Below are 21,079 nucleotides of genomic sequence, written 5' to 3' on the forward strand. Positions count from 1 at the left end.
ACCCCTCCAAAGCAATTAGCCAAAGGTTAGTTGCTTTGGGTGGAAAGGTGAAGGGACTTAACACTTCAAATAAGTTGATTGAATATTTACCCACAAGTAAGGTTGAATGAAATCAAAAGAAAGGGATTTACATGAGAATGATAAAGCATTTTTCAATGATCGCTGCTGCGTTTCTATCAATCATAGCTAAGGCCGATGATATACCTGTATTTGAGACATTCATTCCGACGTCCGAGCTTCTTAAATATGGTGAATTCGAGCTCAATAAAAAGCAGAAGCAAGTGATAACAATGGTTATTGGTGAAACATATTTCACTGGCTATAACGCAGGATTAAAAAATGCTCAAATGTCAGGCTTTGCAACACCTAACGGCGAGTCTTATGAGGCGCAGATAGCAGGGGAATTCAATGGCTTTGAAGGAGAGACAATTATAAAACTGGCGGACGGTCAAATCTGGCAGCAAACAGATTATCAGCTGATGTTTGGTTATGCCTACATGCCGAAAGCTTTGATTTATCCAATCAATGGACAATACAAAATGCTTGTGAACGGAGTTGATCAAGGCGTATATGTTCAGAGACTCAGGTGATTTCTAGGTTTTTGAACCAAAAATTACGACTTAACACTCTCACTCACTGTTAGGGGGTGTGTAGTCAGGTCAAACTAAACAAGCCTTATATTGATCGCAGTTACTTTACTGTCTTAAGATATCCACAAACCAAATTACCAAAAGGAATTGATATGAAAGCAATATTCATAGCTACTGTCGCTGCATTTTTGCTGACAGGGTGCGCCCAAAACAGCTATAAGAAATTCTATAATCCATACGTAGACGCCAAAACACTGCCTGATGTTGAACTTGTTGCCGAAGGACAAGAGCCGCAGGTTTTAAGCTCTGGCAATTTGGAGCGAGACGTCCTGGACCTTCGTTCAAAAAAATACATACCTATAGGTCACTCTTCTTTTAATGGTGTTTACGAAGACGCTAAAAATGCGGCGGCTCAGGCTAAGAGCATTGGAGCAACTCTTGTGCTTGTGAATTCACAGTACACAAACACAGAAACTACAACATCAACATTATACTTGCCTGATAATAAAACCACATTTCACTCGGGCTCAATAAATGGAAGCGCCTCATATAGCGGCACATCTACAACATACGGCTCCACAGCTACTCCAATAACGTCTAATCACCGCCGCTACGATCAAGAAGCCGTATATTTCGTTAAGTCAAATCAAAAACATAAGTTCGGATTGCAATTCGGAGACCTAACTTCAGCACAGAGTGCTCAGTACGAACGAAATACTGGAGTTCTCGTATATGTCGTTATAGAAGATAGCCCGGCTTTTTACTCCAATGTGCTTTCAGGCGACGTGCTTATTGCTGTAGATGGAGTTACAGTAAAAGATACGAATCACGCAATAGAAATAATGAATAGCATACCGCCATCTCAAGATCATTCAGTCTTAAGAGTAATTCGCAACGGACAAGAAAAAGATATCCAGGTTAAGCTCTGAAGCACGCCTAAAAGTAAACCGATTGTATTTGACCTTTCTTCGCCTTACAGCTAAAGTCTATGGCTGTGAGGCGTCGAAACCTCTTCTAAGCGGATAACCCCAGCCCCGTCAGCGTTGGTTTTTTTATGCCTGAAATATGGCAACCCTACCCGTGTTGCGCCCGTATAGCGTAATCATTGTCGGGAGGGCAGCAGTCATAAAAGACCTTTTGGAAAAGCTGCTCGCGGTCTCTTAGAGCCGTTTCGAACCTCCCGACACCAACTATTCGAAAAAATCTAAGGAGCCAAACATGGCTAAGCTATCAATCCTATCTAATGAAGTCCGAGTCAGTGATGGACTGTACTCTCTTAATGACCTCCACAAAGCTTCAGGTTCAAAAAACAATCACCGACCAAGCCTTTTTGTGCGAACAGAGCAAACAAAAGAGCTAATAGAAGAGATAACTCAAAGCACAGATATGTGCTTAGCTATCAAAACCAGAAAAGGTGGCTCCAATCCTGGCACTTGGGTTTGCAAAGAACTAGTCTACGCCTACGCCATGTGGATTAGTCCTAAGTTCCACCTTTATGTGATCCGCGCTTTTGATCAGATGGTGAGCCAGCCGCAACCAAAACAGCTATCATCTACCACAGATCGCAAGGCTCTAAATATTTGTGTTCGTTCATTAGCCAACGCTCGTTCGCACAACAACGAGCCAGCGGACTACGCTTCTGTTTGGAAGATGGTTAACGGCTACCTTGGCGTGGCGCACATCGAGGAAGCGACCGTTGACCAAGTCGAGAAAGGGATTGAGTTTATTCAGCAAGCTATCGAAGGCGAGTACATCGGCCGCAACGACCAGAAGCTTATTGAAGATGATCGAGTAGGGCAGTTGGAAAAGCGCATTGCAGTGCTTGAGCTAACCCAAAGCCGATTAGAAAGCGAGCTAAGCTTTATTCACAATCATGCCGCCAAACTAAGCGATGAACTTAATGAAAAGGTTTACCCTGCGCTTAAGGCTTTAAACCCTAAAGTATTCGCTACTGTTCGTGAGCGTATGTTCATCATTCACAACCACAGCAAGCCAGCCATTGTTGATGGCTGGAAGAATCAGTCTGCTTTAGAGATACACTAAAAGTACTGGGCCAAGGAATTCTTGGCCCTAATTTAGCCTGCAACAGCTAAATCATAACTTTTAGTCTCTAATGGCTAAGTAAGCCTTAATTTCTAATCCCGTATAAGTCAGACTAGAACTATCAACCGTGTTTCATTAAAGAGTTCAAAATGCGTATACTTCGAGACCTTTCACTAGTCGCTGCAACAATGCTTGCCTCCTCATTGGCAATATCTGCTCCTATCAAACAATCTGCCTCTGGCATCTGTCATGCCCCAGATTCGTCATATTACTCGAGAACCACTAGCTTTACGGCCTTCGATACGCTTGAGAAATGCTTAGCAGCAGGCGGTAAGTTACCCAAAGGCTACAGCTCGTCGAGCACTGCTAGCAATGACAGCGAATACAGCCGTGATAAGTTTGGCCATGGCTGGGCCGACATTGATAAAGATTGCCAGAATACTCGCCAAGAAGTCCTTATCTCGATGTCTACTAACCCAGTTCGCTTCGCCGATGAAAAGCAATGTCGTGTAACATTTGGTCGCTGGATTTCAATGTACAGTGGTGAGGTGATCTTTGATGCATCAACTATGGATATCGATCATGTTGTACCTTTGAAGTGGGCATGGGATCACGGAGCCGACAAATGGACAGAAGAAAAGCGGGAGCAGTTTGCTAACGATCCAGTTAACTTGGTAGCGGTAGAAGCGTCGTTAAACCGATCGAAAGGAGCAAAGGGCCTTGATGAGTGGTTACCACCAGCAAACCAAGAGCAGTACAAGGCAAGGTTCAAGAGAATCTTGGTTAAGTATAGTTTTAAAGGGGAGTAATCTCACTTACAGGCCCGAGTATTCTTGGCCTGTATTATTCTGTAGTCTGTTAGCTCTTAGGCTGATTTACTGGTGAGTGTGGCTTGGATATCAGATAGTAATTGATGAAGTTTTTGACATTCTTTGAGCTGGGTTTCAACTTCTCTTTCAGTAATGTCATAACCCAGTTCGTAGTCAGCGGAATGTCTTAAGTCGCGCATAGCTTTCAGTTTTAATCCTGCCTTCTTGATATTGAGCCAATTCTTTCGGTTCTTTTTTACTGAAGCGATTTCAACTGTTTGAAGTGCAGCGATTATTTTTGCGTGCTCACCACCTTCATAATTAGATGGTGTGGGTAGTTTTAGAGACAGGCTGCGGCAAGCATGAAAAGCTGAATAGTAGCTTTTGTGGATAGAGGTTCTTTTCTCTTGATCTTCGTGCTGACTCTGAGTTTTGGAGCACTGCTGAAGATGAACCGCAAAGTCAGAAATTTCTTTGAATTTAGTGTCCATTCTTTAACCTATTAGAATTTATTTAAATCTAGTCACAATTAGGCTAGATATCCTATCTAGTGATTCATCTTCAAGGATAGTATCCATGAAGTCCTCATTCATGCAGCATACTGCGTCGCCAGTGAATACAGAATCCACAGAAAACTGATAGCTAATCCAGCGTTCTTTGCCGTCATTTTTAATAGAGAATCGAAATGAAGGGGAGGTATGACTCTTTGCAAGGAAATCTTCAAGCTTGCTGTTGTAACGCTCTAGGTCAAGAAGAGGTATCTCGTGGCTTAGAAGAAATTCTTTAGCTTCTTTTGCAAAGTAGCCATCACTCTGTCTTGGGTTTGTTAACTTGCAAAGTTTTTCATATGCCATGATAGCTTTCTCCAAGTCGCCACAATGCTCGTAAGAGTCGTACAACCACTCCATTAGAACAATATTGACGATATCGCGTAGAGCGCAATTTTCAAGAAAAGTGCGCACATCACTAAAATACCCACCTAGGTCGAGTGCATAAGCATAATTTCTATACAAAGTAACAAGGCCATCTTGAGCTGCTAATTTGTTTGCTATACTAAAGGAGCTTTCTAACAGGCTTTTATCCTGAGTAGCCCCACCTAAAATCATCTTTGCTACGTGCCCACAAAGAGGGTTGGTTTTCATCAAAGATGATATCTCACTATCAATATCTCTTCTTTTCATTGCCAGCTCGAACTCATTTGCCATAGAGTAGCGACTTGTGAGAGGGCTATAATGTTCAATGAGAATGACCAATGAGTTTAACTCATTGAATCCAGCTATTTGCGGTTGCGTCATAAATACTTGCTTAGAAATACTGCTTGGGATACATAACAGATTAGGTGAATTACCAGATCCTTGGCTAATGGACAATTATTAGGCTTTAAGAGATAAGAAGTCAAAAAAAAATATTAATTTTTTTGCGGCTTTCTGTGGATGTCAATGAATTTATATGCTTATAGGTCTTTATTTCTCATATTCATTGCGAAGCTCGTCAAGATAATCAGACCACCGCTGCATCATTTCACGTCGCGCTTTTAATAGCTGGGTGCGGTTGTATGCTCTGCCAAGCGCGTCTTTAACTTTGTGTGCAAGTTGGCGCTCAGGTAGTACCGCATCGAATTCCAATTCTTCTTCGAGTAGCGTTCGAGCCATTGCTCGAAATCCGTGCGCGCTCATGATCTCTTTGCTGTAACCAAGATTGCGCAGGGCGGCATTGACTGTATTTTCAGAAATGCCTTTTTCGTGTGATCGTGCACCAGGGAAAACTTTCTTTCCATGACCAGTGATGACATAGAGGTCTTTTAGAATTTTGATAGACTGACTGGATAAAGGAACGATATGGTCTTCACCACCTTTAGCCGCTTGAATTTCTAGCTGCTCTTTATCCCACTTCACTTGGTCCCACTCTAGGTTGCGCACTTCTATCTGACGCAAGAACCACATAGCAGTACACTTCATAGCCGCGACGACTTGCGGAGTTCCAGTATAGTGATATATGTCGCTCATTAATTTGCCGACCTTGCTTGCATCGGTAATCGCTGCAAAGTGCTGTGTCTTGTGTGGAGTAAGTGCACCTTTTAAGTCAAGCGTTGGATTGCGCTTGCATCGACCAGTAGCGATAGCGAAGTAGAATACTTGGCCGATCCACATCTTTGTTCGGTGTGCCGTCTCAATTGCACCGCGTGCCTCGATCTTGCGAAGCAGGTTAAGAATATCAGGCGCTTCGATTCGACTAATGTTTCTATCACCTATAAATGGAAGAACATCGCGGCGTAGGGCGCTTTCCACTTTTACCATGTAGCTTGGTGAACGATCCGACATTTTAATGGTTCGCCACTCGTGCGCGACTTCTGCAAACGTATTGTCGTAGTATCCCTTCAAAGCGAGCTTCTGTTCTTTCCGCTGTTCACTCGGGTCGACGCCATTAGAAAGTAGGCGTTTGGCATCATCGCGTTTTTCCCTTGCGGTCTTTAGTGAGACATCGGGATACACGCCAAGAGCAAGCCGTTTTTCTTTACCTGCGAAGCGGTACTTAAGTCGCCAATACTTAGCGCCCTTGGTATTAATTTCTATATAGAGCCCACCGGAGTCGGACACTTTGTAGGTTTTATCTCTAGGCTCGGCTAGCTTGATTGATCTATCTGTCAGTGGCATGGCAATTTTCCAGCAATTCAAAGTTGCTTAATTTTTATGCTGGGGGCATCTAATTAGGGACATTTTGCTTATGCCCCCATTCATGCCCCCGCTTTGATGCGGATTGTATAGCACAGATATGGACAGGTATGGAAACCTTAAAGAGTGGAAGTGTTGAAAATAAAGGGTTTTGAGATTGGATATGGATGGGTGTGGAAAGGAATATGGTGGAGCCTAGCGGGATCGAACCGCTGACCTGTTCGCTGCCAGCGAACCGCTCTCCCAGCTGAGCTAAGGCCCCAATCAGATCAAAGATATGAGCTAATTAATGGGAAATAATTCTATGGATGTTAGTACGACGTGTCAATAAATTCACAGCCCCAAAAACAAACTGTTACGCATGGTTTCTATTAATTTACACAATTCCAGTATACCATGATCTTAGCATTTTAGGGTCAATGGTGTGTTCTGTTCTGACTGCTTTTTGCAAATTGAGGGTGCGTGATAATGAAAACAACAACAATAGATTTTGATCAACTCTTAATGGCTCAGCAGCCTATTTTTGATAGAAATCGAAAATTATTTGGTTACGAGTTGTTGTTTAGAGGTGACCAAGAAGAGCAGGCTGTTTTTGATAATCCACAAATGGCGACAAGTCAGGTGTTGGTGAATTTGTGTACGGGGATTTGTGAGCTTAATTCCCAGCTAAGGCAACCGTTTTTCATAAACATGACGACAGAATTAGTGTTGTCTGATGCTTTTTTTCCCATTTCTCCCAATACAGTTTTTATTGAAATTCTCGAAGATCAGGTGATTACACCTGAGTTTATTTCAGCCATAAAAAAGTGGCATCAGTATGGCTTTCGTTTCGTGCTTGACGATTATAATTATTCAGAGTCTTATCAACCACTCTTGCCTTACATGTCCATTGTTAAAATCGATGTACTAAGTACTCCTCCAGACAGTATTCAAGAAGAAATACAGCGTTTAAAAGAGTTAGGACTGAAACTAGTTGCTGAGAAAGTCGAAAATGAGTTAATGCTTTCATTATGTCTAAAAATGGGCTTTGACTATTTTCAAGGTTATTACTTGAGCAGACCGGAAATAATCAAAGGCAAGCGTATAGAGTCTGATACACAAAGTGCGCTTCGTTTACTTAATATTCTTCAGAACCCAGATGTTAGTGTGAGCGAAGTCTCAAAGCTAGTTGAGCAAACGCCAGCACTGTCTTTTCAAATGTTACGCCTATTAAATAGCCCAGTGGTTGGTCTAAGCGTTCCTGTTGCTTCAATTAAGGAGGCCGTTACCTTTCTGGGTTTAACACAACTCAAACGTTGGACGATGCTCATTACCTTAAGCTCTAATAATCAAGGTGATCCTGATGATATTAGAAAGTTATTGGCTCGTGCTAGATGTTGTGAACTACTCGCTCTGCAGTCGAAAAAAATATGTGAAGAAGAAGCGTTTATGGTTGGTTTAATGTCGGGCATGGACGTAATTTTACAGGTGCCAAAGGACGAGTTATTGAAACAAATAATGTTAACCAATGAGTTAAAAGGTGCACTAAGTCATTATGAAGGCAGTTTAGGGCGAGTGTTATACAGCGTCGAATGTATGGAACAAGGGCTTGTAGATAAACTGGCTAAGCTTCCAGTAAGCATTCGAGGTCAACTTGGATCGCGTTATTTCGAATCATTGGCCTGGGCTAAAGAAATCTTAGCGACATTGAAATAGTTTTTACTAAGCCATTGACAGCGTTCTAAAAAACACTAGAATATGCGGCACAATTTCAAAGCCAGTGTGGTGGAATTGGTAGACACGATGGATTCAAAATCCATTGCCTATAAAGCGTGCCGGTTCGAGTCCGGCCACTGGTACCATATTAAAAAAGCCGTCTTAGTTCCTAAGGCGGCTTTTTTGTTTTCTATCGAGCCCAATAGGCTTGTTCTAAGCTGTCTTCTCGCTCAGGTAGTCCTTTTGATAGCCTTGGAGAGTGTTGGCTTAGAATTTCGAAGCTTACGCGGTTTGCATACTTACAGACTTGCGCGAAAGAAGAGTATGTTAAATGCTTGGTTTCGTGTTTACTGCTATTAGGTACTTGCTGTTGATGAAAGCCATTGGCAGCAATATCATGTAATAGTGCTGATAAAGCACCATCACCTGCTCCATTTGTATTGCGGATGCGCTCAGGCCCGCCCATGTAGGGATCAATGTGTGAATACACTTTTATGGGAGATTGGCAGTCTTGTTGGCGCTGAGGGCGAGAGAATTCCCAACGATTAAAGTCTGCGATCTCAGCGGACTTAATTGGGTGCGTTGTTTCACGTTTTTGAGCATCGTCACTGTAGCCGCACAAATATAGCCCTTCCGCTCCCACTGTTAGTAGCACCATATCACACCAGTCTAAGGCTGTTTTTGCGGCTAGAAGTACACTTGATTGACCTGTTAATGCTTCGGCTTCTTGCTCGTTCATCGCAACAACAGACACGTAGTCTTTGATGATGTGCTCTATCTCATCACGGTATTCTTCGACTAAATGCTGGGTGCCCAGCGTTAGCACCACAGGAACATTATGCTTGTTTGCCAGTTCTAGGCATCTCATTAGTGTGGCTTTGATCGGCTTATTGGCGTGTCGAAGCGGGTAGGCACAGGTAACAAAAGCCGATGCATTAGAAATGATCTCTTCCGTCACCACCTCTGGGCAGATATCGTCCATCGCATTAGGGGCGATGGCAAACGTACGCTCACCATCTTGACTTATAAGTGTAATGCCTCGGCCAATGTCTCCCGCAACACCTTGTAAGTGGCTCATGTCGACCTTGCTGCTGGTATGACATATGTAGTGATATTCTGGCGAATTAAGCATGATGCTATTAGACATTACACCGAGCAGTACAGATTTGTCATCGGCTAAAACGGAATAGTTATGCAAGGTGTTTCCAATCGTACCGCCTGCAAAATGATCAGATATTCGTCCTTCTGCGACCAGTTCGCGGTAGATTTTGCTCGCGGTTTCTGAGTTGACTAGGTTTGATAAGCCTTTTCGGATACCATGTCGCGCCATAAAATCGTCTTCGACGGCTGCAATAACATCGACAATGGTTTCATCTAAACCGACGATGTAGGTATCTTTGCTTGGCTGAACTTCAGACTTAGGTAAATTGGAATTTGCCTGAGTGACTGGGAAGTAATGTTTAAGTTTGCGTCGACCGGGGAATTTCATCTTTGTAATCCAGCAGTTAATTGCTCTCATTTTAACAAAATATTGACCATACGGGCAGGAAATAAGTGGTATGAATGAACAAGCGCTGATGCGTTACAGTCGACAATTGCTTCTTACTAATTTTGATGTTGAAGGTCAGATGTCACTGTCTGGAAAGCGCGCTGTCATTATTGGGGCCGGTGGCCTTGGTAACATTGCAGCCACGTATCTTGTGGGAGCAGGGGTTGGCTCATTAACACTGATTGATGATGATGTTGTTGATGTCAGTAATTTGCCTCGCCAAGTGCTGTATACGCAGGACGATGTGGAGCAGCCTAAAGTATTGGCTGCATATAAGCAGTTGACCGCACGTAATGAACATGTCGATATCGTGCCAATCAATGCACGTTTGAATGCCAAAAACATTGATCAATACTTAGATGGCGCCGATGTGATTTTGGATTGTTGTGATAATTTCACTACACGGAAAATGGTGCATCGCTGGGCGTTGGCGCGTCAGTGTCCTTTAGTCAGTGGTGCGGCCATTCGTTGGGAAGGGCAGTTGATCACTTTTCGCTACGACCAAAACGTAACGCCTTGCTATGAATGTTTATACCCTGATTTGTCAGATCAACAGCTCAGTTGCAATACCAACGGAATCATTGGTCCAGTTGTTGGTACGATTGGTGTTCAGCAGGCGCTTGTGGCCATAAGGTTACTCAGTGGTGTTGGCCAAGTTAAACATGGGTCATTGCAGTTATTTGATGGGCTCAGTGGTGATTGGCGCACAATGCGGCTGTCTCCGGACCCTGAGTGCCCTTGTTGCGGTGCTCAAAATTCATAGAATACCTCTATTCTCTCAATAAATTTTTTTCGGTGTCTATTTGCTAGCGGTTTCTTTATCCTACGCCCATAACGAAGCCGTGTTACACCTCGGCTAGGATATTTAATTTAAGGAGCATTCCATATGAGCGATGTTAAGCACGCTAAATTAATGATCTTGGGCTCAGGCCCAGCTGGTTACACTGCAGCAGTGTATGCGGCTCGTGCCAACCTTAACCCTGTTATGGTAACAGGCATGCAGATGGGTGGTCAGCTAACCACTACAACGGAAGTAGATAACTGGCCCGGTGATGTAAACGGTGTGCAAGGTCCTGAACTGATGGATCGTATGCGTCAGCACGCAGAGCGTTTTGAAACAGAAATTATTTTTGACCACGTTAACAAAGTGGATCTACAAAACCGTCCATTCCGTCTAGAAGGCGACAGCGGTGTTTACACATGTGATGCGCTAATCATCGCAACCGGTGCGAGTGCTCAGTACCTAGGTATGGAAAGCGAGCAGAAATTCATGGGACAAGGCGTATCGGCTTGTGCCACCTGTGATGGTTTCTTTTACCGTGGCCAAGACGTTGCTGTGATCGGCGGTGGTAATACGGCTGTTGAAGAAGCGCTTTACCTAGCGAACATTGCTAAGTCAGTAACGGTTATTCATCGTCGCGATAAATTCCGTTCTGAAAAGATCTTGTCTGATAAGTTACTTGAAAAAGCAGCAAACGGTAATGTAAACATCGAATGGCACAGCGAACTAGACGAAGTACTGGGTGACGGTTCGGGTGTGACAGGTGTGCGTATTAAAAATAATCAAACAGGTGAATTCAAAGAGCTAGCAGTAGCCGGTCTTTTTGTTGCCATTGGTCACAAACCAAATACGGACATGTTTGCAGGTCAACTGGACATGAAAGATGGTTACCTATCGGTGCAATCCGGTACACACGGTAACGCAACACAAACCAGCATCGAGGGTGTGTTTGCAGCAGGTGATGTGAGCGATCATATTTATCGTCAGGCGATCACATCAGCCGGTACGGGCTGTATGGCGGCCCTAGATGCAGAACGTTACTTGGATGGCCTAGTCGACGGCGTCGAAAAGTAGATATCTTTTTTTGCATCAGTAAATAAAAAAAGCCGATCCAGTGGATCGGCTTTTTTAATGGTTCACCTAGTAATCAAATGACTACTGGGCGTTGTAGGCCTCTACGCCTTCAACCAATGCTTTGCGTGCTTCATCAGCATTCGCCCAGCCTTCAACTTTTACCCACTTACCTTGCTCAAGCTTCTTGTAGTTTTCGAAGAAGTGCTCGATTTGGTCACGAAGTAGTTGGGGAATATCATTCACATCTTGGATGTGCGTGTATTCTTTGCTTAGTTTGTCATGTGGAACCGCAACAAGCTTAGCGTCCATACCTGCTTCATCAGACATGTTAAGTACGCCAACTGGGCGGCAACGGATAACAGAACCTGCAACCACTGGATATGGTGTGATGACTAGAACGTCAACTGGGTCGCCGTCGTCAGCAAGTGTGTTGTTTACGTAGCCGTAGTTAGCAGGGTAGAACATAGGCGCTGTCATGAAGCGATCTACAATCAGCGCGTCCATGTCTTTGTCTACTTCGTACTTAACTGGGTTTGCCTCGGCAGGAATTTCGATGATTACGTTGATGTCGTTTGGCACATCGCGGCCAGCTGGAATGTGTTTGAAGCTCATGTTTAATATCCACTTGTGTTAAGTAATGGCGGCAATTATAGAAGTTAGGTCCATGGGATGCTAGTCATCACAAAGTCTTAGAAGAAATAATCGTTATATAAAGCCAAAAAAAGCGGGAAAATTGTCCTTAATACGCGTTAAGTTATTGCTTTCTTTCTAAATTTAGCTAGTCTAAGAGTGTGATCAAAATATAGTCGAGAGGACACTGATGACAAAATCTGAGCTGATAGAAATGCTAATAGACCAGCAGCCGCATCTACCAGTCAAAGAGGTTGAGTTGGCTGTAAAGGCAATGTTAGAGCATATGTCTGAAGCATTGGCGAATGGCGAACGTATTGAGATTCGTGGTTTTGGTAGTTTCTCTCTGCATTACCGTGCACCTCGTATTGGTCGAAATCCTAAAACTGGTGAATCCGTTGAGCTGGGTTCTAAATACGTCCCCCACTTCAAGCCTGGTAAAGAATTGCGTGAATTAGTGAACTCTGTCGCAGATACGAAAGAGTTTGGCTAATTTTCTATCGAAATTTTCTCTGCTCGACGGCATAATAAGCTGAATGACGCAGTATATGGGTGTTTTATGCTTAAATGGCTGAAGCGAGTGATACTTTTAGTAGTCCTAGCTTTTTTCTTATTTATCGGTCTTTTCTTTGCAATCCGAAACGGACAAGTGATTACGCTTGATCTGGTTTTATGGCAATCGCCAGAGTTAAGTGTCGCTTTGTACATGATTATTGCTTTTGCAGTAGGCGTTATTTTGGCGTTGGCGTCGTCTAGCATGTTGCTGTTTAGATTAGAGCGCCGTTCTCGTAAACAGAATAAACAGCTTGTGAATCTACAAACCGAAATTGATAACTTACGCAAAGCTTCTTTATCGACTGAACTAGCGGAGCGGGAGTAGTCCCGTGACCGAGTGGGGCTTATTTGTAGTTCTCTTTGTCGCCTTATTCATTGGTTGGATGTTAGGGCGTCGTGGCACAAAAGAAAGCCAACAAGAAGAATTAAAAAAAGTCCCAAACGATTATTTTCGGGGTTTAAATCACTTACTCAACGGTCAGCAGTCTGAAGCAATTGACGCCTTTGTTGATTCTTTAGAAGTTAATGCTGATACCTTCGATATTCATTTGACGCTTGGTAACTTGTTTCGTAAGAAAGGAGAAATCCAAAAAGCGATCAATATTCATCAAAGCCTATTAGCTCGCCCGGATATATCCCCTAGGGATACTCGACTCGTTCAGCTAGAGCTTGCCAGTGATTTTATGTCTGCTGGCTTATTGGATCGTGCTGAGCGCCTTTTATTAAATATCGCTTCTCGAAAAACTGAATTTCAAAAAGAAATTTTTACACTGTTAGTAGACTTGTATGAGTTCGAACAGAGCTGGGACAAAGCAATCCGGATTGGTCATCAGCTTCAAAGTGATTTTCCTACACGTAAACAGGCCCAGCGTTTAGCGCATTTTTACTGTGAATTAGCAGAAGAAGCGATTAAAAAAGAACAGTTCACGGTGGCGTTTCAGAAATACAAATCTGCCATTGATGTGGATGTGGATTGTGTACGTGCGAGTATTGGTTTATCAAATATTTATCTTAGCCAAAAACGCTACCGCGACGCCATAAAAGAACTGAAATCCGTTGCCAATCAAGATCATGAGTTTTTACCGATAGTCATCCCTATGCTGCGAGACAGTTACATAAAAGTATGGGGTAGTGGTGGCTATCTTAAGTTTTTGCAAGAACAGCTTAAAATGCACCCGTCGGCAACCTTAATACGAGCTCTGACGGAACATTACGCTCAGGATGACAAAGAGTTCGCAGAACAGTTTATAATAACGCAGCTTCGTGCTCATCCAACGATAAAGGGGTTTCAAGAGCTGATTGATATGCAGCGCACGGAATCAGATGGTCACGATCAAGAAAATTTAAGTGTCTTATACGAACTTATTGAACAGTTAACCTCTTCTAAACCAAAACATCGTTGCCGACAGTGTGGCTTTTCTGGCCATCAGTTGCATTGGCAATGTCCAAGTTGCAAGAGCTGGGGCACGGTTAAGCCGATTCATGGTTTAGAAGGTGAATAGATTTTATTGCAGAGGATTTTAAATGACTTGCCCATCCCCAATCGTCGTAGCTTTAGACTATCCGACAATCGAACAAGCTACTGCGATGGCAAAGCGCTTAGACCCAAAACTGTGTCGCGTTAAAGTTGGTAAAGAGCTGTTTACCAAAGCGGGTCCAGCGATTTTGGATGAACTTCATGGGCTAGGTTTTGATGTATTTCTAGACCTAAAATTTCATGATATTCCAAACACGGTTGCCAACGCTGTTGCGGTGGCAGCCAAATCAGGTGTTTGGATGGTCAATGTTCATGCCAGTGGCGGCCGTCGTATGATGGAGGCTTCAGCAAATGCACTGGCTCAGATTCATGATCACAATACTCTTTTGATTGCAGTAACAGTGCTGACTAGCATGGATGAAACGGATCTGGTGGAAGTTGGTATTGATTTATCGCCACAGGATCATGTCATGCGTTTAGCCAAACTGGCGCAATCGTCTGGTATGGATGGCGTGGTATGTTCTGCTCAAGAATCTTCTATGTTATCAGAAACATTAGGCAAAGATTTTGTGTTGGTGACGCCAGGCATTCGTCCAACTGGATCAGACCAGGGAGACCAGAAACGTATTATGACTCCAGTACAAGCAATGGCGGCAGGTAGTCACTATCTCGTAATGGGGCGTCCAATTACGCAAGCACAAGATCCTATCCAAGTATTAACTCAGGTCAATGATGAGTTAGGTGTTATTGCATAAGCATTGAGCAGATTTGCGTCTGTGATATTCTGAAAGCCGATCAAGCATTTGATCGGCTTTTTATTTAATTGGCATGAAGCCATTAACCCAGCATAAGGAGTATGCACATGAAGTCATTGCTTAAGCGTATTGTGGCCGTTTCCCTGTTATTTTTTCCTGCTCTTTCCATGGCGGTGGAGCCCTTAGATATTAATTCAGCAACGTCGGCTGAGTTGGATCTGGTAATGAGTGGCGTAGGAGAAAGTAAAGCGGAAGCCATTATTGTGTACCGTGACCAGAATGGCCCTTTTTCTACGATTGAAGACCTGACCAAAGTGAAAGGGATTGGACCTGCACTACTAGAAAAAAATCGAATGGTGATTCAGGTGAAAGAAGTCGAATAAAAGCGGAAATGAGAAAAAGGGTGATCAGTTGATCACCCTTTTTGATGACAAAGTGCTTCAAAAGCTTGATTTTGAGTAAGATAAATCTCGCCAGTTAAATGAGAAATAAAAGTCGACCCTTTGAGTCGGTCCATTACTGGCCCTTTCACTTCTGAAAGATGAAGCCGAATATCCGTGGATTGTAGACGTGCGCAGATCATCTCAAGGCTTTCCAAAGCGCTGGCATCAATCATGTTGACGGCGGTACACATCAAAACGACGTCTTTTACTTGTTTTTGCTTGGCAACCAGTTGATTGATTTTATCTTCTAGCATTCGCGCATTCGCAAAAAATAAACTTTCATCGATACGAACCGTCAGTACTTCACAATTTGTTTCCACTTGGAAGCGCTCGACATTACGAAAGTGCTCTGTCCCTGGAACACGGCCTACTACGGCTATGTGTGGGTGACTTGCATGCCAAAGAAATAGAATCAGAGATAAGCTGACACCCGTTATGATCCCAGCCTCAACACCGACAAAAAGTACCATAAAGAAGGTTGCCAGCAAGGCGCTGACATCTTGTTTAGAGTAACGCCAAACATGAATAAAACTTTTCAGATCGATGAGCTGTACAACAGCAACAATGATTGTTGCGGCTAATACTGCTTTAGGAAGATAGTAAAACGCGCCAGTTAAAAAGCTTAACGTCAGCAAGATTAGCAGTGCCGTGAAAACGCCCGTCATTGGCGTTTTTGCGCCAGCATCAAAGCTCACCACTGAGCGCGAAAAGCCACCCGTGACAGGGAACCCACCGCTAAACGCAGAGCTTAAATTTGCTGCCCCTAAGCCCACTAACTCTTGATTTGGGTCGATACTTTGACGACGTTTGGCGGCAAAAGATTGAGCTACTGATACGGATTCAACAAATCCCACAATACTGATCAGAATGGCTGCGGGGAGCAAGTCCATCGTCATCTGAAAATCCATTTTAGGTAACGCTAGTGGTGGGAACCCACTTGGTACGTCGCCAACCACTTTGACCCCTTCAGTGTTCAACTGGAAAGCCGCCACGATTAACGTCATGATCACGACGACCAATACAGGGCCAGCTTTGGATGCGAGCTGAGCATGATGATCAGATAAGCCGAACATGATTAATATTGACTTAAAGTGCAGGCGTAACAGATAGAGTGCCAACACGGCAGTGACACCGATTAAAACAGTGTCGAAGTTAGTTTGGGATAGATTCGACCACAAGGTGGTCATCATATCGATCAGGTTGTGTCCTGATGCCTGTATCCCAAGTAAATGCTTTACTTGGCCCAGTGCTATTAAGATCGCTGATGCGCTGATGAATCCAGAGATTACGGGGTGACTGAGTAGATTGGCGAGAAAGCCGAGTTTAAACAGCCCTAGTAGCAGTAAAAATAGGCCTGAGATAGCGGCTAACAAGATAACAATCGCTAAATATTCCGCCGTATTGGGCGCCGCAAATTGCAACGCCGCTGTGCCTGTCATCATAGAAACAACCGCTACCGGACCGACAGCCAACGTTCTGCTTGAGCCAAATAAGGCATAGGCAGCCAAAGGCAAAATACTGGCATACAAACCTACCGCAGGCGGTAGGCCTGCTAGCATAGCGTAGGCTAAGCTTTGCGGAATCAGCATGATGGTCACGATGACACTGGCCATCATGTCCGTTTGCATGTCTGTCCGAGTGTAGTCTTTAAGCCATACTGTTGCAGGTAAGTAGCGGAGTAATCGATTCATTGCGAGCCCTATACCATGTTAATAGGAGTTTTAATGTAGCGCGTGCCATTTTCTTCAGCAGGCGGTAAATTCCCAGCGCGCATATTGACCTGAACAGACGGCCAAATTAAGCGTGGCATGCCTAACGTAGCGTCTTTTGTTGTGCGCATGTGACAGAAAGTTGTTTCTGAAATACCTTGGTGAATATGCACATTAGCTTGTTTTTGCTCCGCGACACTGGTTTCCCATTGGTAGTCCTCCCGTCCTGGAGCTTTATAGTCGTGACACATAAATAGGCGAGTGGATTCAGGAAGAGCAAAAATTTTCTGAATAGAACGATATAAAGTGGCTGCATCCCCTCCAGGGAAATCACAGCGAGCGGTGCCATAATCGGGCATGAATAAGGTATCGCCGACAAAGGCTGCATCACCAATAACATAAGTAACACACGCTGGAGTGTGGCCGGGAGTATGCAGCACTTCCACGGTCGAATGGCCAAACTCAAGCGTGTCGCCTCCTTCAACAAGATGATCAAACTGAGAGCCATCTCGTGCAAATTGAGGCTCTACATTCAGTAGCGTACCGAATGTGTTTTGCACGGTCGTGATGTTGTTGCCTATCACAATTTTTCCGCCCAACGCTTGCTTTAAATACGGTGCGGCAGATAAATGATCTGCATGGACGTGAGTTTCAAGAATCCAGCTTACGGTTAAATCACGGCTTTTAATGTATTCAATAATATTATCAGCTGAGTCGGTTGTTGTACGACCGGATGCGTGGTCATAATCTAAAACGGAATCGATGATGACGCAGTGGTTTGACGATGCGTCGGTAACAACGTAAGAAACCGTAAAGGTGGCTTCATCAAAGAATGCTTGAGTGTGCGGTTGAGCAGACATCTTTTTTACCTCTGTTAAGGTTATAAGGTTATTACTATATATTATATGTTGTTTGTTATATTAGCAATATTGAACATAGAGCAATTAAGACTACTGCAAAGAGGTTTTATGCACTTTCTTTCTAATGCCAAGTTCTTGTTGGGACTCAGACCACTAAATTTGTTAGTCTTTAATGTCTAGCTGATGTAAAGGGTAGGGCATAAACGTGTCGCAAGAGTTTCAAGTAGTTTCACAATATCAGCCGGCTGGTGATCAGCCTGGAGCCATCAAAAAATTGGTGCAAGGCATTGATGCGGGGCTCGCTCATCAAACGTTGTTAGGGGTGACGGGGTCAGGTAAGACTTTTACCGTGGCCAATGTGATTTCTCAGGTCAAAAGACCGACGATTGTTATGGCACATAACAAAACACTCGCAGCTCAATTGTATGGAGAGTTCAAAGAGTTCTTTCCTAACAATGCTGTGGAATATTTTGTTTCGTATTATGACTACTACCAACCGGAAGCCTATGTTGCGGCATCGGATACCTTTATTGAAAAAGACGCTTCGGTAAACGAGCATATTGAGCAAATGCGGCTGTCGGCAACCAAAGCGTTGTTGGAGCGTGAAGACGTCATCATTGTTGCAACGGTGTCTGCCATCTACGGTTTGGGTGATCCGCAGTCTTACTTAAAAATGATGCTGCATATGGATCGAGGTGATCATATTGATCAGCGTTCCGTATTACGCCGCTTGGCAGAATTACAATACACACGTAATGATATGGTTTTTGAGCGCGGTAATTTCCGAGTGCGTGGTGACGTGATTGATGTTTTCCCTGCTGACTCTGAAGACGAAGCGATTCGAATTGAGTTGTTTGATGACGAAGTGGATAATCTTGCGATATTTGATCCGTTGACCAATCGCACGATTCGCAAGGTTCCGCGTGTTACCATTTATCCTAAAACACATTATGTTACGCCTCGAGAAACCATTGTTGAAGCGATCGAAAAGATCAAAAAAGAGCTGGACGTTCGCCTAGAGCAATTGAAGTCGCTCAATAAGCTGGTTGAATTACAGCGCTTAGAGCAGCGAACGAACTACGATTTGGAAATGATGCAGGAGCTAGGTTATTGCTCCGGCGTTGAAAACTACTCTCGTTATTTATCTGGCCGCCCAGAAGGCTCGCCACCGCCCACATTGTTTGATTATCTGCCTGACAATGCTTTGCTTGTAATTGATGAATCTCATGTAACTGTTCCGCAGATTGGTGCAATGTATAAAGGCGATCGATCACGTAAAGAGAACTTAGTGGAATATGGTTTCCGATTGCCTTCGGCATTGGATAATCGTCCAATGAAATTTGAAGAATGGGAGCAGATTAAGCCTCAGACTATCTTTGTTTCCGCTACGCCAGGTAAATATGAAGAGCAGCATCAAGACTGGGTGGTGGAGCAAATTGTTCGTCCGACGGGGTTGATTGACCCCGAAATTGAAGTGCGTCCGGTTTCGACCCAAGTTGATGATTTGTTATCTGAGATTAATAAGCGCTTACCAAGTGGCGAAAGGGTCCTAGTGACCACGTTGACTAAACGTATGGCAGAAGACTTAACGGACTATCTGCATGAGCACGGTATTCGTGTGCGTTATCTTCACTCTGATATCGACACTGTTGAACGCGTCGAAATTATCCGAGATTTGCGTCTGGGTGAATTTGATGTGCTGGTTGGGATTAACTTGCTGCGAGAAGGTTTGGATATACCGGAAGTGAGCCTAGTCGCGATTTTAGACGCCGATAAAGAAGGCTTCTTACGGTCAGATCGTTCCCTCATCCAAACCATCGGTCGTGCGGCTCGTAACGTAAAAGGTAAAGCGATACTGTATGCTGATCGCATAACAGGCTCCATGCAACGTGCCATGGACGAAACCATTCGTCGTCGAGCTAAGCAAGAAGCCTTTAACGAAGAGCATGGCATTACTCCGACAGGTATTACTAAATCGGTTGAAGACATTTTAGAAGGCGCCTACAACCCAGGCGCTGGCAGTCGCAACAAATCGAAGCAGACTCGTAAGGTTGCAGAAAAAGTAAAAGACTACGAAATCGAAACGATGGACGACGTGGCCGAAGTGCGTAAAGCCATGATAGAGCTACAAAAAGAGATGATGACAGCGTCAGAAAACTTACAGTTTGAATTAGCGGCCGGTTACCGAGATCAAATACGTATTTTGCAGAAGAAACTGAAAGACGTTGGTGAATAAGTTAAGGAATCAGACATGGCGTTGACTCTACATACCAGAAATATCATTCGTGTGATCGACAATGGGGTAATTGTAAATTGCGTTATATTAAAAATGTGCTTGGAGCACGTGGTCGTCAAGTTTCGCGAAAAACAGTACAAAGTGCCTTATCATTTGATTGATGAAGTCATTGGGCACGAGCTACTTGTAGCGCTTGAGGATGAATAAATAGTGAGCGAAAACAATTGCTTAAAAAAATTGTTTAAACACTTGATCTAAAAAGCTCTCTGCGTATAATAATCACAACTTTAGGACTATAGCTCAGTTGGTTAGAGCGCATCCTTGACATGGATGAGGTCGGCAGTTCGAATCTGCCTAGCCCTACCAAAATTTAAAAAAGCCGAACTCCGTGTTCGGCTTTTTTGTGCCTTATTTTTGGCTGCGTTACTATATTCTGCGTTTGCTGTCAGCTGAACTTACTGCTGACACCATCGAGCAAAGCTCTATTTCAACCAATATTACTGCTTAGGTTGAAGCGCGAGCTTACCTTGTTCAATTGAAAGATTTAATGGAACACTGGATAGCAAGCGAAGCGTGTTATTTGTCGTGTCTAATGTGTAAACAGGGTTAGACGCTAGGTAACCATTGATTAGCATCATCATTTCTTTGCTGACGGGCGCCAAATTGCCTTTGTAACCGGCGGCATCAATGGTGCTGTCTAATAAAGATAATGAGCGTACAAAGATGGCTTTCTTTTCGCTGTCGTAGTATGGCGCACCTTCCATTTCAAGGCTTATTTTAGCTGGGTATTTAAAGCCAAATACATTGATGCTGGCTGTTGCTAAAGCGCCTAAGCGGACAATATCTCGTCCATCAGGGCCGATATCCACGGTCATATCGTCAACCGTTAGCTCTAAAGGAATGCCAGCTAATTCTGACTGCTTCTGTAGTTTTCCAAGCTGGCTGTCGAGCACGCTTTCCAGTTCAGCATTCGATACGGTGTAAGTGGATAATTGTGACAACGTCGCACAACCACTGATAATGATGGTCAATAAAACAACGAAAAAAGCTTTCATAATGGCGCTCATAAGTTCAGATAGAAACGCTAGTGTAGCGTGTCTCAGGTGAGTGTGTAAAAGTTCTCTCACATCGTTTTAAAAAGTGTCTATTTCTTGTGAGGCCAATAAGAAAACGAGCTTGGGTGACAACGCAAGCTCGTTTT

At 43.8% G+C, this 21,079-nt stretch carries 22 protein-coding genes and 3 tRNA genes; 16 read left to right on the plus strand and 9 right to left on the minus strand.

Annotation, left to right across the window (positions count from 1 at the left end; translation table 11 throughout):
• Positions 1-131 precede the first annotated feature (131 nt).
• The 4 genes from AYW75_RS07970 (at position 132) to AYW75_RS07985 (ending at position 3,442) form a co-directional block, all read left to right on the plus strand.
• Complete coding sequence (locus AYW75_RS07970; protein ID WP_067097986.1) at positions 132-590, plus strand: hypothetical protein; 459 nt, start codon at positions 132-134, stop codon at positions 588-590.
• 152 nt (positions 591-742) lie between these two features.
• Positions 743-1,519, plus strand: coding sequence for a PDZ domain-containing protein (locus AYW75_RS07975; RefSeq protein WP_067097988.1), 777 nt, complete (start codon positions 743-745; stop codon positions 1,517-1,519).
• A gap of 289 nt (positions 1,520-1,808) precedes the next feature.
• Positions 1,809-2,633 carry a KilA-N domain-containing protein gene (locus tag AYW75_RS07980; RefSeq protein ID WP_067097991.1) on the plus strand — a complete coding sequence of 275 codons (825 nt, stop codon included), beginning with the start codon at positions 1,809-1,811 and terminating at the stop codon, positions 2,631-2,633.
• 149 nt (positions 2,634-2,782) lie between these two features.
• Positions 2,783-3,442: an HNH endonuclease family protein gene (locus AYW75_RS07985; protein ID WP_067097994.1), complete on the plus strand. Its 660-nt coding sequence runs from the start codon at positions 2,783-2,785 to the stop codon at positions 3,440-3,442.
• A gap of 56 nt (positions 3,443-3,498) precedes the next feature.
• Here the strand turns inward: AYW75_RS07985 and AYW75_RS07990 are convergent, their stop codons facing one another.
• The 4 genes from AYW75_RS07990 to AYW75_RS08005 all read right to left on the minus strand — a co-directional run bounded on the left by AYW75_RS07990 (position 3,499) and on the right by AYW75_RS08005 (position 6,376).
• Complete coding sequence (locus tag AYW75_RS07990) at positions 3,499-3,933, minus strand: HEPN domain-containing protein (protein WP_067097997.1); 435 nt, start codon at positions 3,931-3,933, stop codon at positions 3,499-3,501.
• Positions 3,934-3,951: 18 nt separating this feature from the next.
• Positions 3,952-4,737, minus strand: coding sequence for a hypothetical protein (locus AYW75_RS07995; RefSeq protein ID WP_067097999.1), 786 nt, complete (start codon positions 4,735-4,737; stop codon positions 3,952-3,954).
• Positions 4,738-4,905: 168 nt separating this feature from the next.
• A complete protein-coding gene (locus AYW75_RS08000; RefSeq protein WP_067098003.1) occupies positions 4,906-6,096 on the minus strand; it encodes a tyrosine-type recombinase/integrase in 1,191 nt (396 codons plus the stop codon).
• A gap of 204 nt (positions 6,097-6,300) precedes the next feature.
• A tRNA-Ala gene (locus tag AYW75_RS08005) sits at positions 6,301-6,376 on the minus strand.
• A 206-nt stretch (positions 6,377-6,582) separates the two neighbouring features.
• Between AYW75_RS08005 and AYW75_RS08010 the strand changes: the two genes are divergently transcribed.
• Both AYW75_RS08010 and AYW75_RS08015 read left to right on the plus strand, forming a co-directional pair.
• On the plus strand, positions 6,583-7,809 hold the full coding sequence (locus AYW75_RS08010; RefSeq protein WP_067098006.1) for an EAL and HDOD domain-containing protein: 1,227 nt from the start codon (positions 6,583-6,585) through the stop codon (positions 7,807-7,809).
• Between the two features lie 60 nt (positions 7,810-7,869).
• Positions 7,870-7,955, plus strand: a tRNA-Leu gene (locus tag AYW75_RS08015).
• Between the two features lie 44 nt (positions 7,956-7,999).
• Here AYW75_RS08015 and AYW75_RS08020 read toward each other — a convergent pair.
• Positions 8,000-9,298, minus strand: coding sequence for an inosine/guanosine kinase (locus AYW75_RS08020; RefSeq protein WP_067098008.1), 1,299 nt, complete (start codon positions 9,296-9,298; stop codon positions 8,000-8,002).
• A gap of 70 nt (positions 9,299-9,368) precedes the next feature.
• Here AYW75_RS08020 and AYW75_RS08025 point away from each other — a divergent pair, with 70 nt between their 5' ends.
• Both AYW75_RS08025 and trxB read left to right on the plus strand, forming a co-directional pair.
• Positions 9,369-10,121 carry a HesA/MoeB/ThiF family protein gene (locus AYW75_RS08025; protein ID WP_067098011.1) on the plus strand — a complete coding sequence of 251 codons (753 nt, stop codon included), beginning with the start codon at positions 9,369-9,371 and terminating at the stop codon, positions 10,119-10,121.
• A 123-nt stretch (positions 10,122-10,244) separates the two neighbouring features.
• The gene (gene trxB / locus AYW75_RS08030; RefSeq protein ID WP_067098014.1) at positions 10,245-11,213 is read left to right on the plus strand and encodes a thioredoxin-disulfide reductase; all 969 of its coding nucleotides are present in this window, start codon (positions 10,245-10,247) and stop codon (positions 11,211-11,213) included.
• An 81-nt stretch (positions 11,214-11,294) separates the two neighbouring features.
• On the opposite strand, the gene ppa is transcribed toward trxB, so the two are convergent.
• The gene (gene ppa / locus AYW75_RS08035) at positions 11,295-11,825 is read right to left on the minus strand and encodes an inorganic diphosphatase (protein WP_067036423.1); all 531 of its coding nucleotides are present in this window, start codon (positions 11,823-11,825) and stop codon (positions 11,295-11,297) included.
• A gap of 208 nt (positions 11,826-12,033) precedes the next feature.
• Here ppa and ihfB point away from each other — a divergent pair, with 208 nt between their 5' ends.
• The 5 genes from ihfB (at position 12,034) to AYW75_RS08060 (ending at position 15,013) form a co-directional block, all read left to right on the plus strand.
• Positions 12,034-12,336: an integration host factor subunit beta gene (gene ihfB, locus AYW75_RS08040; RefSeq protein WP_067036425.1), complete on the plus strand. Its 303-nt coding sequence runs from the start codon at positions 12,034-12,036 to the stop codon at positions 12,334-12,336.
• 66 nt (positions 12,337-12,402) lie between these two features.
• Positions 12,403-12,723, plus strand: a complete 321-nt coding sequence (locus tag AYW75_RS08045; RefSeq protein ID WP_067098017.1) for a lipopolysaccharide assembly protein LapA domain-containing protein — start codon at positions 12,403-12,405, stop codon at positions 12,721-12,723.
• Between the two features lie 4 nt (positions 12,724-12,727).
• Positions 12,728-13,900 (plus strand): lipopolysaccharide assembly protein LapB, encoded by a 1,173-nt coding sequence (lapB, locus tag AYW75_RS08050; RefSeq protein ID WP_067098020.1) that lies wholly within the window; start codon positions 12,728-12,730, stop codon positions 13,898-13,900.
• 22 nt (positions 13,901-13,922) lie between these two features.
• Positions 13,923-14,630 (plus strand): orotidine-5'-phosphate decarboxylase, encoded by a 708-nt coding sequence (gene pyrF / locus AYW75_RS08055; protein ID WP_067098023.1) that lies wholly within the window; start codon positions 13,923-13,925, stop codon positions 14,628-14,630.
• 107 nt (positions 14,631-14,737) lie between these two features.
• Positions 14,738-15,013 (plus strand): ComEA family DNA-binding protein, encoded by a 276-nt coding sequence (locus AYW75_RS08060; RefSeq protein ID WP_067098026.1) that lies wholly within the window; start codon positions 14,738-14,740, stop codon positions 15,011-15,013.
• 32 nt (positions 15,014-15,045) lie between these two features.
• Here the strand turns inward: AYW75_RS08060 and AYW75_RS08065 are convergent, their stop codons facing one another.
• Both AYW75_RS08065 and AYW75_RS08070 read right to left on the minus strand, forming a co-directional pair.
• Positions 15,046-16,764 (minus strand): SulP family inorganic anion transporter, encoded by a 1,719-nt coding sequence (locus AYW75_RS08065; protein ID WP_067098029.1) that lies wholly within the window; start codon positions 16,762-16,764, stop codon positions 15,046-15,048.
• An 8-nt stretch (positions 16,765-16,772) separates the two neighbouring features.
• Positions 16,773-17,642 carry an MBL fold metallo-hydrolase gene (locus AYW75_RS08070; protein WP_067098030.1) on the minus strand — a complete coding sequence of 290 codons (870 nt, stop codon included), beginning with the start codon at positions 17,640-17,642 and terminating at the stop codon, positions 16,773-16,775.
• 205 nt (positions 17,643-17,847) lie between these two features.
• Between AYW75_RS08070 and uvrB the strand changes: the two genes are divergently transcribed.
• The 3 genes from uvrB (at position 17,848) to AYW75_RS08085 (ending at position 20,244) form a co-directional block, all read left to right on the plus strand.
• Positions 17,848-19,878 (plus strand): excinuclease ABC subunit UvrB, encoded by a 2,031-nt coding sequence (uvrB, locus tag AYW75_RS08075; protein WP_067098032.1) that lies wholly within the window; start codon positions 17,848-17,850, stop codon positions 19,876-19,878.
• A gap of 15 nt (positions 19,879-19,893) precedes the next feature.
• Positions 19,894-20,085 (plus strand): hypothetical protein, encoded by a 192-nt coding sequence (locus tag AYW75_RS08080; protein WP_067036447.1) that lies wholly within the window; start codon positions 19,894-19,896, stop codon positions 20,083-20,085.
• 82 nt (positions 20,086-20,167) lie between these two features.
• Positions 20,168-20,244: transfer RNA gene (locus AYW75_RS08085), tRNA-Val, on the plus strand.
• 131 nt (positions 20,245-20,375) lie between these two features.
• On the opposite strand, the gene AYW75_RS08090 is transcribed toward AYW75_RS08085, so the two are convergent.
• Entirely contained in the window at positions 20,376-20,933 is a 558-nt protein-coding gene (locus AYW75_RS08090) for a DUF1439 domain-containing protein (RefSeq protein WP_067098034.1), read from the minus strand.
• Positions 20,934-21,079 lie beyond the last annotated feature (146 nt).

The organism is Marinomonas atlantica, from assembly GCF_001639725.1.
Lineage (GTDB): Bacteria > Pseudomonadota > Gammaproteobacteria > Pseudomonadales > Marinomonadaceae > Marinomonas > Marinomonas atlantica.